This window comes from Nocardioides sp. B129/18, from assembly GCF_055282735.1.
The window spans coordinates 1-12,926 of the sequence record NZ_JBUZJI010000036.1 but is presented as its reverse complement, the minus strand read 5'-3'; the positions used below and the strand labels follow the sequence as shown (position 1 = coordinate 12,926).

At 67.0% G+C, this 12,926-nt stretch carries 12 protein-coding genes and 2 pseudogenes; 8 read left to right on the top strand and 6 right to left on the bottom strand.

Annotated elements, in window-relative coordinates; all coding sequences use genetic code 11:
* Window positions 1–2 precede the first annotated feature (2 nt).
* Entirely contained in the window at window positions 3–305 is a 303-nt protein-coding gene (locus tag ACZDWJ_RS18400; RefSeq protein WP_463523397.1) for a rhodanese-like domain-containing protein, read from the bottom strand.
* A 152-nt stretch (window positions 306–457) separates the two neighbouring features.
* Between ACZDWJ_RS18400 and ACZDWJ_RS18395 the strand changes: the two genes are divergently transcribed.
* The 3 genes from ACZDWJ_RS18395 to ACZDWJ_RS18385 all read left to right on the top strand — a co-directional run bounded on the left by ACZDWJ_RS18395 (window position 458) and on the right by ACZDWJ_RS18385 (window position 2,954).
* The gene (locus ACZDWJ_RS18395) at window positions 458–895 is read left to right on the top strand and encodes a DUF302 domain-containing protein (protein ID WP_463523395.1); all 438 of its coding nucleotides are present in this window, start codon (window positions 458–460) and stop codon (window positions 893–895) included.
* Complete coding sequence (locus ACZDWJ_RS18390; RefSeq protein WP_278255464.1) at window positions 895–1,161, top strand: metal-sensitive transcriptional regulator; 267 nt, start codon at window positions 895–897, stop codon at window positions 1,159–1,161. The genes ACZDWJ_RS18395 and ACZDWJ_RS18390 overlap by 1 nt, the downstream gene beginning before the upstream one ends.
* Before the next feature lie 704 nt (window positions 1,162–1,865).
* Window positions 1,866–2,954: a cytochrome P450 gene (locus tag ACZDWJ_RS18385; RefSeq protein ID WP_463523392.1), complete on the top strand. Its 1,089-nt coding sequence runs from the start codon at window positions 1,866–1,868 to the stop codon at window positions 2,952–2,954.
* 69 nt (window positions 2,955–3,023) lie between these two features.
* Here the strand turns inward: ACZDWJ_RS18385 and ACZDWJ_RS18380 are convergent, their stop codons facing one another.
* Window positions 3,024–4,076 (bottom strand): helix-turn-helix domain-containing protein, encoded by a 1,053-nt coding sequence (locus ACZDWJ_RS18380; RefSeq protein ID WP_166191371.1) that lies wholly within the window; start codon window positions 4,074–4,076, stop codon window positions 3,024–3,026.
* A 104-nt stretch (window positions 4,077–4,180) separates the two neighbouring features.
* Between ACZDWJ_RS18380 and ACZDWJ_RS18375 the strand changes: the two genes are divergently transcribed.
* From ACZDWJ_RS18375 to ACZDWJ_RS18360, 4 genes and pseudogenes are all read left to right on the top strand, one after another.
* Window positions 4,181–4,501, top strand: a complete 321-nt coding sequence (locus tag ACZDWJ_RS18375) for a 2Fe-2S iron-sulfur cluster-binding protein (RefSeq protein ID WP_166191373.1) — start codon at window positions 4,181–4,183, stop codon at window positions 4,499–4,501.
* A 22-nt stretch (window positions 4,502–4,523) separates the two neighbouring features.
* Window positions 4,524–5,909 (top strand): annotated as a pseudogene (locus ACZDWJ_RS18370) (cytochrome P450); the annotation flags it as partial.
* Between the two features lie 11 nt (window positions 5,910–5,920).
* Entirely contained in the window at window positions 5,921–7,123 is a 1,203-nt protein-coding gene (locus ACZDWJ_RS18365) for an FAD-dependent oxidoreductase (RefSeq protein ID WP_166191377.1), read from the top strand.
* Window positions 7,124–7,349: 226 nt separating this feature from the next.
* On the top strand, window positions 7,350–7,577 hold the full coding sequence (locus tag ACZDWJ_RS18360; RefSeq protein ID WP_242532474.1) for a 1-acyl-sn-glycerol-3-phosphate acyltransferase: 228 nt from the start codon (window positions 7,350–7,352) through the stop codon (window positions 7,575–7,577).
* Window positions 7,578–7,586: 9 nt separating this feature from the next.
* Here the strand turns inward: ACZDWJ_RS18360 and ACZDWJ_RS18355 are convergent, their stop codons facing one another.
* On the bottom strand, window positions 7,587–8,258 hold the full coding sequence (locus ACZDWJ_RS18355) for a transglutaminase-like domain-containing protein (RefSeq protein WP_166191380.1): 672 nt from the start codon (window positions 8,256–8,258) through the stop codon (window positions 7,587–7,589).
* Complete coding sequence (locus ACZDWJ_RS18350; protein WP_166191383.1) at window positions 8,258–9,334, bottom strand: BtrH N-terminal domain-containing protein; 1,077 nt, start codon at window positions 9,332–9,334, stop codon at window positions 8,258–8,260. Before ACZDWJ_RS18350 ends, ACZDWJ_RS18355 begins: the two co-directional genes overlap by 1 nt.
* A gap of 123 nt (window positions 9,335–9,457) precedes the next feature.
* Here ACZDWJ_RS18350 and ACZDWJ_RS18345 point away from each other — a divergent pair, with 123 nt between their 5' ends.
* A complete protein-coding gene (locus ACZDWJ_RS18345; protein WP_242532473.1) occupies window positions 9,458–10,084 on the top strand; it encodes a TetR/AcrR family transcriptional regulator in 627 nt (208 codons plus the stop codon).
* A gap of 337 nt (window positions 10,085–10,421) precedes the next feature.
* On the opposite strand, the pseudogene ACZDWJ_RS18340 reads toward ACZDWJ_RS18345, so the two are convergent.
* Window positions 10,422–11,099 (bottom strand): annotated as a pseudogene (locus ACZDWJ_RS18340) (ISL3 family transposase); the annotation flags it as partial.
* Window positions 11,100–11,343: 244 nt separating this feature from the next.
* Window positions 11,344–12,798, bottom strand: coding sequence for a group II intron reverse transcriptase/maturase (ltrA, locus tag ACZDWJ_RS18335; protein WP_463523387.1), 1,455 nt, complete (start codon window positions 12,796–12,798; stop codon window positions 11,344–11,346).
* Window positions 12,799–12,926: the final 128 nt, after the last annotated feature.

The following is a 12,926-nucleotide window of genomic DNA, read 5'->3' as shown; positions in this document are numbered from 1 at the left end:
CCTCACTTCTCGATCGGTCGCCCGGAGCGGATCCAGGCTCTGGTGCCACCGGCGACATTCATCGCGTCGAAGCCGTTGGCGGTCAGAACGTCGGCCATCGCGCTGCTGCGATTGCCCGAGGCGCACACCACGTGCACCGGTCGGTTCGGGTCAATCTCGCCCAGGCGGGCGGTCAGCTGGCCCATCGGGATGTTGGTCGCACCAGGCACGTGGCCCTCGCGGAACTCCGCAGGCTCGCGGACGTCGATGACAGGCGCGCCCTGATCGAGCGCTGCAGCGAGCTGGTCGACGGTGGTCTCACGCATGGAGGGGACTCCTTCACTGGCTGATCGAACCTGTAACAACACAACCCCCCGGGGGGTTCGAGACGCAGGCTAGCACAACCCCCGGGGGGGTTGTACAGTTGGCGGACGAAGCCCCTGGAAGGGCCACCAAGAGACCAACGAAAGGCAGGACAATGGCCGACTACACGCTCGCGATCACCACGGAGCGCACCTACGAGGAGACGGTGGATGCCGTGCGCGAGCAGCTCGCCGAGGCAGGCTTCGGCGTGCTCACCGAGATCGACCTGAAGTCGACCCTCAAGACCAAACTCGACGTCGACATCGCCCCCCAGGTCATCCTCGGCGCCTGCCGCCCGCAGCTCGCCCACCAGGCACTGCAGGCCGAGCCGTCCATCGCGGCGCTGCTGCCGTGCAACGTCGTCGTCCGCTCGGTGGGAGAGAAAGCCACGGTTGTCGAGGCCTTCGACCCGGCGATGATGACGTCGTTCGTCGCCGAGCCGAGCGAAGCGCTGCGTGCCGTCTCCGAGGACGCACGGGCGCGACTCCTTACGGCCCTGTCGGCCGTCGCCGCTGCCCCTATCGCTTCTACCAAGAACAGAGGGCAGGCCTGATGGACCTCGAGCCCACCGAGATCAAGGCGATCATCACCCGTATGAAGCGCGCCAACGGCCACCTCGCCAGCGTGATCCGCATGATGGAGGAAGGCTCCGATTGCGAGTCTGTCCTCACCCAACTCGCCGCGGTCAACAAGGCACTCTCCCGTGCTGGCTACGCCATCGTTGCCACGGGGCTGCAGCACTGCCTCACCGAGTCCAACGAGGGTCTCGACGGCGTGGACGTCAAGAAGATGGAGAAGCTCTTCCTCGCCCTGGCCTGAGGCACGTCCAGCCGCGGCGCCCACGACCCGCGGCCGGCGTACTTCCTTCGTCATGATCTTCGCGATTGCGATGGACCACACCGTCTTCCTGCTCGCCTCCGCCAAGGAGCACTACGAGCGTCGGGAACCCGAAGGACGCCATCGTCGGCTCCCTGGCCCATCCCGGGCGCGTGATCCTCGCCGCCGGTGCCGTCATGGTCGCGGTGATCTTTACCTTCGCACCGGCTGAACCCACACCTCGTCGCACCACCGACCCTCGAGAACAGGAGCACACCATGCGCCGTGCCACGACATGCCGCACCTGCAGAAGGTCCACCTGGACCGGCTGCGGCCAACACGCCAACCAGGTGCGGACCTCCTCCGCAGACCAGTGGTGCCCCGCCACCACCAACCGGCTCGGGAAGCCAGCTGGCTCAATCGCGTCCTCAAGCGGTGAGCGGAGATGGCCAAACGTCTTATGGAGCACGCCGATCCGGACAGAGCGACAAGTGGCGCCTCGGCCGACGCGCCCCGCACCCTCCGTCTATCGGGGGCGGCCACCCCGTGGGACTGCAGCATGGCTGAACTTCGAGGGTGCCGCGCGCACCGTGATCCGCGGCCGTCGCGGCTGGGTGGGGGCGGTCAATACCGACTACGATCCCTTGGATCCACGGACGGCGGCCCAGCCGCATGCGGCGTATCGACGCCTTCATGAGACGGGGCGGGTGCACTACAACCCGCGTCGGGCCATGTGGGTCCTCTCGCGCCTCGACGACGTCCGCGCCACACTGAGAGCCACCGACAAGGTGACCAGCAGTCAGGGGGTCACCCGGTTACGGATCCAGGCGCCGCTCGTCGTCCTCACTGACGGCGAGGAGCACGCCCGGCTACGCAAGCAGATACAGCCCATGTTCACCACAGGTGCGATGGCCTCCTGGCGCGCGATGGCGGAGAAGCTGGCCTCCGAGATGGTCGACGAACTCGTGCGTGCTCCCGGCTCGGACGTGATGACGACACTGGCCACTCCGCTACCGATGAGCCTGATCGCTCACATCATGGGTGTCTCCGATGGCGACTTCGACGACTTCCGCCGATGGTCGGAGACGACGGTGCGCATCATGGACGCGAATGCGACGCCGCTGGGCATCCGGCACGCACGAGATGCCGCGACAGGCCTGGCGTCCCTGCGGCGGTACTTCACCGAGCAGTTCGACGCTGGGAGGATTCGGGAGTCTGACTCGGCTCTCGGTCGACTCATGAACCACAGTGAGAACGGTGCTCTCACCGGCAACGACCTGTTCATGATCGCGATGCTGCTCCTCGTGGCTGGTAACGAGACCACGACGAACTTGCTGGGCGGGATGTTCGAGACGTTTGCTCGCAATCCGGAGGAGTACGACCGCGTTCGACAGGATCCTGGTCTGGTCCCGATGGCGATCGAGGAACACCTGCGGTTCTCCAGCCCCATCCAGAATCTGTACCGCTACACGCGCGCTGACTACGACATCGCCGGTGTCACCATCCCGCGAGGGTCCAGGGTGTTGCTGTCCTTCGGTGCTGCGAATCGGGACCCCGAGGCGTTCGAGGAGCCCGACACCTATCGGGCTGACCGCAACCCCAGGATGCACGTCGGGTTCGGGCACGGCGCACACCTGTGCGTCGGAGCACCGCTCGCTCGGATGGAGGCCCATGTCGTGCTCACCGAGCTCCTCGGTCGCGTCTCGAGGATCGAGCTGTCCGGTGACCCGACATGGTCGACCAACAGCTCGTTGCGCGGGCCCACCAGACTCCCCGTTCGACTGGTCACCACGTGATGCGCCTCGCCTGTCGCCGCTTCGCGGATAGCCCGCTCCGGTCGTAGACGTGGCGCCGAGTGCGCCGAGCTAAGGGCGGCCGCTCCCGCTCAGGACGGCCGACCCCCCTGGTCCGAGGCGCCCCACGTTGCGGAACTCGCTCGGCGACTGCCCGGTCCAGCGCTTGAAGGCGTGGGAGAAGTTCCCAGGATCGCCATAGCCGAGATCGACCGCGATCTGACTGATCGTCAGGGAGTGGTCGAGAAGCAGCACGATGGCTCTCTCGCGCAGCAGGGACTGTCGGACCTGACGGAATGTCGTGCCCTCGTCCTCGAGCCGTCTCTTCATGGTGCTGGTGGAGACGTCGAGGAGTGCGGCGATGTCCCGGCTGCTCGACCGTCCTGGGTCCTGCTCGAGCAGTCGTCGCACCCGCTCCGTCACGCTGGTGGCACTGGTACTGCGGTCGAGCATGCGGCGCAGCTCGGCGATGGCCAAGCCGTAGGCGACCGGGTCCGGGAACCGGCAGCGGACACGAAGGGCCTCGGCCGGCACGTCGATGAAGGACGTGTGCGCGTCGAAGTCCAACCGTTCGCTCATCAGGTCGGTGCGAGTCTCCACAACTCCGGGGGCAGGCCATGCCAGCTGCAACGTCACCCCTGGTAGCGGGCCGGCCAGCAGGTCGAGTAGTCGAAGCAGCGCCGCACCACCGTAGGTGATGACCAGGCAGTCGAGATCGGGATCGCCGGTCTGACCGCTCAGCCCCACTGTCAAGCCGTGCTCGCCCGGGTGGAAGTGAGGGCGAAGAGCGCCGGAGATCACGGGCAGATACCCCAGCAACTGGAAGATCTCGTCCACCGAGCCAGCGCTGACCAAGGGCAGGCTCAGCGGGCCGAACGAGGTCAGCTGGGCCTTCTCGGCGAAAGCGAGCCCGAGGTAGGTAGCACCGTCGGGGTCGAGGTCCGGGTAGACCTCGCGGAACCATCGGATGGGCACTTGCCGGTCGCGCTGTACCAGCTCGACCTCCGAAGTGCCCTGGAGTTCGATGATCCGACGGAAGTGCGCGACGGCGCTGGGCTCAAGCGCGTCGCTGTTGAGGAGCTGGACGAACGCCAGCGGAGGCACGCCGGGTTCGGGAACTCTCACTGCACCTCCTGAGCCGAAATCACAATATGTTGACGTAGGTGACCATAGCCACAGCCTGACGGGGAGACACAGGATTGAGGGCCGGTCTACCAAGGAGTTTCTTCATGTCCGTTGTCACCTTCATCTCCCACGACGGGGAGAAGCACGAGACACCACTGGAAGAGGGTGTCTCGCTGATGCAGGTCGCCGTCGACAACATGGTTCCTGGAATCGACGGGGACTGCGGCGGCGAAGCCGCCTGCGGTACGTGCCACGTGGTCGTCGAGGACGGATGGATCGACCAGGTCGGCCGTTCGGGTCCCGTGGAGGAAGAGATGCTCGCCATGAACCCCGAGCGCGAGGCGAATTCCCGGCTGTCGTGCCAGATGCGGTTGAGCGACAGCCTGGACGGCCTCGTCGTCCGGCTCCCCGAGTTCCAGCTGTGACTGTCGAGAGGAACACCGCACCATGACGACCCTGACCACCGTGACCGACGCCATGACCGAGCGAGCTCAGTCCATCGTCCCCATGAGCATGCAGATCCGCGGGGCGCACCTGTACGACCGGGCGCGTCGCTTCGTGACCCGGACCAACGGGCAGAAGATCTTCGTCGAGAAGCCGATCCCCCCCGTGGAGCAGGTTGCCCTGGTCGACATCGACCTGAGCAACCCGTTCCTCTACCGGCAGGGCAAGTGGCAGTCGTACTTCGAGCGGGTGCGCAACGAGGCTCCCGTCCACTTCCAGGCCAACAGCCCGTTCGGTCCCTTCTGGTCGGTCACCCGCCACGCTGACATCATCGCGGTCGACAAGGACCATGAGACGTTCTCGGCTGAGCCGTTCATCATCATCGGCGAGCCGCCGCGGTTCATGGATGTCGCCATGTTCATCGCCATGGACCCGCCCAAGCACGACCGGCAGCGCGCCGCCGTCCAGGGCGTCGTGGCTCCGAAGAACCTGCGCGAGATGGAGAGCCTGATCCGCTCGCGGGTCCAAGAGGTGCTGGACGACCTCCCGATCGGTGAGCCCTTCAACTGGGTCGACCGCGTCTCCATCGAGCTGACTGCGCGGATGTTGGCGACACTGCTGGACTTCCCCTACGAGCAGCGCCGCAAGCTCGTCGAGTGGTCGGACCTGGCCAGCTCCATGGAGCAGGCCAACGGCGGCCCCTCGGACAACGACGAGGTGTTCCGCGGATTCGTCGACGCAGCGCAGGGGCTGAGTGCTCTGTGGCGCGACAAGGAGGCGCGGCTGGCGGGGGGAGAAGAGCCTGGCTTCGACCTGATCACGATGCTGCAGCGCAACGAGGACACCAAGGACCTCATCGATCGTCCCATGGAGTTCCTGGGCAACCTCGTCCTGCTCATCGTGGGTGGCAACGACACGACGCGGAACTCCATGAGCGGTGGGATCCTCGCCATGAACCGGTTCCCGGACCAGTTCGAGAAGCTCAAGGCCAACCCGGACCTCATCCCCAATGCGGTCTCGGAGATCATCCGGTGGCAGACACCTCTGGCCTACATGCGGCGGGTCGCCAAGAAGGACACGGTGCTCAACGGACAGTTCATCCGCAAGGGCGACAAGGTGGTCATGTGGTACGCCTCGGGCAACCGTGACGAGCGAGTCTTCGACCGGCCCGACGACCTGATCATCGACCGCAGCAACGCACGCAACCACATCTCCTTCGGCTTCGGAGTCCACCGCTGCATGGGCAACCGGCTGGCGGAGATGCAGCTCAAGATCCTCTGGGAGGAGCTGCTGCCGCGCTTCGAGAAGATCGAGGTCGTCGAAGAGCCTGAGTACGTCCAGTCCAACTTCGTGCGCGGCATCAGCAGGCTGATGGTCACCCTGACGCCGAAGACCCAGGCGTGACCGAGGGGAGGGCGCTGGTCGTCGGCGCCAGCCACGCCGGTGTCCAGGTGGCGGCCGGCCTGCGGCAGCAGGGCTGGTCAGGAGAGGTCGTCGTGGTCGGCGACGAGCCAGCGCTGCCCTATCACCGTCCTCCCCTCTCCAAGGCCTACCTCGCCGGCACGAGCAGCCTGCAAGACCTCGCTCTGCGCAAGGCGGAGTTCTACGCCAAGCACGACATCCGCCTGGTGCAGTCGACGGTCACGCAGGTCGATCGTGCCGCGCAGGAGGTGGGGCTGAACGACGGCACCACGATGGGCTACACCCATCTCGCCCTGTGCACGGGTGGCCGGGTGCGCACCCTGGACGTGTCCGGTATCGACATGCCCGGGGTGTTCTACCTTCGGACCTTCGCAGACGTCGAGTCGATCCGGGCCTCGGCGGCTTCCGGCAGCCACGCCGTCATCGTGGGCGGCGGGTACGTCGGCTTGGAGACAGCCGCGTCCCTGCGCGCTCTCGGCCTGGACGTGACAGTCCTGGAGGCCGCCGAGCGCGTGCTGGAGCGGGTCACAGCACCCGAGGTCTCGGCGTTCTACGAGCGGGTCCACCGCGACGCCGGCGTCGTGATCCGGACGGGCGCCCAGGTCAGCGCCATGGCCGGCGACGAACGCGTGCGTGAGGTGGTCCTGCGGGGTGGTGAGCGGATCCCGGCCGATCTCGTCGTCGTCGGAGTGGGCTTGGTTCCCAACACCGAGCTGGCAGCCGAGGCTGGCCTGCACGTCGAGAACGGGATCGTGATCGACGACCTGGCTCGCACCAGCGACCCCCGCATCGTCGCAGCCGGCGACTGTGCCAGCCACCGGATGGCTCGCTACGACCGCCTCGTGAGGTTGGAGTCCGTGCCCAGCGCCGGGGAGCAGGCGAAGACGGCCGCCGCGACACTGTGCGGCAAGGAGAGGCCGATCGCAGCGCTGCCTTGGTTCTGGTCCGACCAGTACGACCTCAAGCTGCAGATCGCGGGGTTGAATGTCGGCTACGACGAGCTCGTGGTGAGGGGCGACCCCTCTCGAGATCGCGACTTCACCTGCTACTACCTCCAGCAGGGACGGCTGCTGGCCGCGGACTGCGTGAACCGACCGCGGGACTTCCTGAAGGCCAAGCTGCTGATCAGTCAGGGCGAGAGAGTCGATCGAGCAGAGCTCGAGGCCGCCGTCGCTTCCTGAGGGCCGGCATCGTCGTGGGCCCTGCCCGTCCCGCTGGCTTGCCGCCGCGTCCCGGCCTCTGGTGTCTACGATCACCGAGGTGCGGCCGACCTTGACTCTGCGGCGTGGATCGACGCACCAGGACCGACGTGGACTGGCTGGCAGTGGCGGTCTGCAAAGCGGCCCTGGTGGTGCTGCGACGCCTGACTGGCGCGGGTCATAGGGCATTCCCGGGGTCGGTGGCGTCGTGCTGGCTGCCAACCACGTCTCGCACCTTGACCCGTTGCTGGTCGCGGAGATGGTGCTGGCCGAGGTGGCGGGTGCCACGGTTTCGGCCAAGGACAGCCTCTTCAACAAGCCGGTCGTGGGCAGGTGGTTCCGTGCCGCGGGGCACGTCGAGGTCGACCGCGCCGCCGGCCGCGCCGGGTGCGGCGAGGCGGTGAGCGCGGCGCGCAACGGGAGACTCCTCCAGTGAGATGGGCGTTCACGACCGGAAGCGGGGATCCTGGGGGCGCGGGGTGTCGGAGCCGCGCACCATGGCGGAACCGTAGGTCTCCAGCAGCGTTGCCATGAGGCCGTCGAACGGCAGGTCCACGAACATGCCCCGTTCGCGGACGTACTCCATGTGACGTCGGCCGGCGCCGTCGGCTGCATGGAGCAACGCGTCCTGCGACCCGTCGAACTCCAACGGGGGTACTCCGAAGCGACGGCACAGCTCGGAGTTGAAGGCCGGCGACCCCTTGCGCCACTGGCCGTCGACGTACACCGCGCTCCACCCGTGGAACACGAACAGATCCGTGCCCATCAGCTCCAGCAGCGCGGCGCTGTTGAGGTGGTTGCGCACGTCGGAGAATCCGAGCACTGCCGGGATCCCCGCAGCGCGCAGACTCGCGGTGAGCAGTACCGCCTTGGGCACGCACCACGTGGGGCCACCGTCGAGGATCGCGCTGGCCTGGTAGTCAGGGGGTTCGGTGGTGACGCTGTAGGGGTCGTAGCGGAGCCGGTCCCGGACCGCGGTGAACAGCAGTCCCGTCCGTTCTCGAGGATCCCGGATGCCACCCACGACGGACTCGGTGAAGTCCCGGACGTCAGGGTGGTCGCTGTCGACGAACCGGCTCGGGGCCAGGGCCTGCCGAGGATCGAGCTTGCCCCTCATCAGGTGGCGGTCCCGAGGTTCTGGCGCGCCCCCGCGATCTCGAGGGCGGTGACGAGGTCCCGCTCGAGCGAGGGGAGTACGGCGGCCGAGCGAGCTGCCTGCTCCACGCGCTCTCGTGCTGGGCCGTCCTGACGGGCCAGCGACGCGATGAGGGACCATGTTTCCGCGCACAGGTGCGCAGCGGCGGCGACCTCGCTCGCCCGCGCGTCCCCGGTCAGGCGCGCGATGTCGGCGGCGCCGCTGGAGAGCAGTCGGCGGAACAGCCCGCCGCCGGTGCCGGCCTTCTCGACGAAGGCGCTGAGTCCTTGGAGGACCAGGTCCAGGATGTCGTCGGGGAAGACCTCTGGCCATCGAGCGAGGTCCTCGGCGAAGAGGTCGACGGCGGCCAGTCCGGTGGCCCCGACCGCCGCATCCCTTCCGGTGACGATAGAGCTGCCGGTGGAGCTAGTCATCGCAGCCGCCGCCTGGGCGAACGCCGCCTGCGCGATCTCTGACAGGTCGGGCAGCCGGTCGGGCCAGGCGATGTCGAAGTAGGTGTGACGCGTCGGGACCGGGAACCCCTGCGAGGACCGGGCTCGGGCCAGTGCCGGGTAGGGCACGAGCTGCACCTCTTCCCGGTCGTTGTCGACGACGTGCGCGACCTGCTGCTCGTCGTCATAACCGATGACGACGATGTCGTGGCGACTCATCTGCAGGCGTACGCGGAGGTAGGGAAGTTCCGCGATGTCGGCCCACACCAAGGCGGGACGGCCCTCGCGCACGGCGTCGCGCACCCACGCCCAGCCCTCCTGTGGGTCGTCCGTCGCATGCACGGAGACCTCGGCGCCCAGTCGCGTCGGGAGGTCCGTCTCCAGGTCGCCTCCCCGCCCGACGAGGTATACCGGTGGCATGAGTGCCGCGTCCCTGACGTAGGAGAGATCCAAGGCGCCGCTCAGGGCAAAGACAAGGCCTTCGTCAGGGGGGCCCTCCCAACCGAGTCCGGCCCACTCCAGGAGGTCCCGCATGGCTCCGGAGCCGCAGTGGCCGCCGCGTCGGTGCGGGTACTCGACCACTTCGGTGTCGCTCGAGTTGACCATGAGGCTTCCTTCTGGAGACAACTAGTGACTTTTGTTCAAACCTAAGGCACCGCCCTGAGAATGTCATCACGCGGCCCAGTTGACGCGTGTCCGCAGTCGGACATTGTCGATACTCTGTCCACCATGTCGTCCCCCTCCATGCGAGAACGCTATCGCGAGCACGTTCGTGCAGCGGTGCTGGAGACTGCCCATGACCTGATCGCTGAGCGGGGCTGGGAGCGGGTGCGCATGGGCGAGATCGCCGAGGCGGTCGGCGTCTCGCGCGCACTGCTGTACAAGGAGTTCGGCGACAAGCCCGGTTTGGGGGAAGCCGTCGTCCTGAGGGAGGCGGCGCGCTTCATCGAGGGCATCGAGAACGTGCTCGCGCATCACGGCTCCGACGCTTCAAGCGGCCTCGCGGCGTCGGTGGGCTTCGTGCTGGAGGAGGCCGAGAACAGTCCCTTGCTTAGAGCGGTCCTGATCTCCAACCGCGATTCCCCACCACCCGCCACGGGCATCCTCCCCCTCCTCACCACGTCTGCGCAGCTGTTGGAGCTCGCGTCCGGCTCCCTGGCCCGGTGGCTCACCTCCCACGTGGCCGGTTTGCGGGCGGATGAGGTGTCCGACGCCGCCGAAGCCCTGGTGCGGCTCACCGTGAGCCACCTCGCCCTACCGACCAGGTCCCGGGCGGACACCGCCCGGAAGATCACTGAGGTGGGACTCAGGTGCCTCGGGCTTCCCATCACGCCGAAGCAGGGAATCGCGACGTGACGGTTGCTCAGGTTGCGGGATCGCCGGCGACCCCGAGGACCAGTAGTTGGTCAATGGCACGGTCGCGCCCAGGGGTGGCCCGGGGACTCGCTGCTGCCGCGGTTTCGCCGAGTGCGCGGCTGAGGCTGTTCTCCGGTGGTGCGGTGGCCCGCCAGCAGTCCCTCGGGGATCAGCTCTGCAAGTGAATCGCCTGGGTCTGGTAGAGGTTCTGGGGTGCCCCTCGGATCTGTCGTGATTGAGAGCCATGGCAGCGCCCAGGCGCACCACGACAAGCCTCGGGAAGCGCGCTACCGGGATGGCGGTCGATGCGCGGATGAGCCCGGTTATCAGGCTCTTATTACCTGAGGTGGGGGCTGGCGAGTCCGCCCCCGATCAGCAGCATCCGAAGGCGGTAGCTCTCGCGGTTGCGGAACCCGCGGGCGACGCGGTGGAGCTCGATGAGGCCGTTCATGGCTTCGGTGCCGCCGTTGTTCGAGCGGGCGGTGTCGAAGTAGGCCAGGAACGCCTGCCGCCAGCGCTTCAACGTGCGGCCCAGGCGGGCGATCTCGGGGATCGGGCAGGACGCGAACGTGGCGAGGACCTTCTCGGCGATCTTGCGGCCCTCGGCGGTGTTGGGGTGGCGGTAGGCCGAGCGGAGCTGCTGGGCGCACGACGCAACGTAGACGACCAGGTGCTCCTCGAGGCGGGCGGCGATCGCGTTCTCGAACCTGGTCCATTGCTTGTCGGTGAGCTTCTCCGCACCGGCGCGTAGGAGCTTCTGGATGCCGTAGAGCGGGTCGCCCTTGCGGCCACGGTGGCCGAGGGTCTCCTGCTGGATCCGGCGGCGGCACTCATCGACCGCGGCGGTGCCGAGCTTGACGACATGGAAGGCGTCGAGGACTGCGACGGCGTCCTCGAGCTGGTCATCGATCGCGCTCTTGTAGCCCTGGAACGGGTCCAGGGCCGCGATCTTCACACCGGCGCGGAACCCCTGACCGCGCTCAGCGAGCCAGTCGGCGTAAGCCTTCCCGGATCGTCCCGGGACGAGGCGAGGAGCCGGGCGCGGACGCGTCCGTGCTGGTCACGGCTCAGGTCGACCATCCCGGTCAGCTCCTTCGGCCCACGTCCACCCTGGTCGACGGGCTTGGTCGAGACGTGGTGCCAGTTGGGTCGGCCCGGGGCGCAGTGCTCGGATTGCTCCGAGTCCGTTTCCCCGGACCGCCCGCCGAACCCGGCGTGCGATTCTCACCGCACCGGGCTCTCCACGAGGTGGCTGCTGTTCAGGCGGCTTCACCTGTCGGTGTCCACGGCGTCGGGATGCGGTAGCCGCGGTAGCGGTACCGAACGACAGGGACGCTGGCTGCGCCCGTGAACCTGATGCCATCAGCGGCGAGCCTCCAGGTTCCGGGCAGGCAGAACCTGCGCCGGAGTTCTGGCCACCCGATCCGGTGCTTCTTCCGCAGCCAGTTGGTGATCCGCTCCCACGCGTAGGAGTCGATCCCAGCGAAAACGGCCTTGGACACACCGTGTCGGAAGTAGTTGGCCCACCCCCGCAACACCCGACCCAGGTACTCCAAGAGATACCCGGGTTCGCGGTGCAGGGTCGATCTGTAGGTCATCGCCTTCACCCTTCCCTTGACCGTGGCGATCGCCTTGGCCGAGGGCTTGGTGTACACGAACCACTTGTTGCTCCCACGTCTCCGCATCCGTCGGATGTTGAAGCCGAGGAAGTCGAACCCGTGATCAATGTGGACCACACGAGTCTTTTCCGGTGCCAGTCGCAACCCCATTGGGGCGATCACGTCTGCCACCTCCTCGCGCAGACGCTCAGCATCCTCCCGTTCACCGGTCACGACGATGACGAAGTCATCGGCGTAACGGATGAGTCGGTAGTTCGCCTCACCACGTCTACGACGACGCTGGCGCTGCACCTCGCTGCCCATGTCCTGGCGCCACTTCTCCATGAAGTGCTCATCCAGTACCGACAACGCGATGTTGGCCAACAGCGGGGACAAGATCCCGCCCTGCGGGGTACCGGTGTGCGTCGCCTCGCGGGTGCCGGTGGTAGTCATCACCCCGGCCTTGAGGAACGCCTTGACCAACCCCAGCACGCGCTTGTCGCCGATCCTGTGCCGGAACCTGTCCATCAAAGCGACGTGATCGATCTTGTCGAAACACGCCTCGATGTCGGCTTCCAACACCCACTTGTACGACTTGCTCGCGAAGTGGTGGATCTCAGCGACCGCGTCCTGCGCGCGCCGGTTCGGTCGGAACCCATACGAGCACGGCTCGAAGTCCGCCTCGAAGATGGGTTCCAGCACCAGTTTCAAAGCGGCCTGAACGACCCGGTCGGTCACGGTCGGGATGCCCAGGCTGCGCAACTTGCCACTGGCCTTGGGGATCATCACCTGCCGTACTTCGACCGGGACGAAACTCCGTGACTTCAACTGCTCACGGACCTCGCCCAGGAACGCCTCTACCCCGATCCGTTGGCGGATCTGGGACACGGTGGCCCCATCCACCCCCGGTGTCCGCTTCCCTTTGTTCCCTGCGACGCGTTGCCACGCCACCATCAAGAACGCCGGGTCACAGACCAGGTTGTACAGATCATCAAACCGGCGACCGGAATCCTTGTCGGACTCCCCGGCCGCCCAGCAGTGCAACTTGGTCTGCATCCTCCGTACCGCCCACCATGCCTGATCTTCATCAGGCCAGCAGACGGCGCCGGTGTTCACCGACGCATCTTCAGACATCACAGTCCCTCCTTGCTCATCAGTTGCTTCCTCTCGCTGCCGCCCTTCCCCATGTGACTGAACCGCCCCGGGATGTCCGGAGAGTTGATTCGTTGGAAGGATCTCTCTCA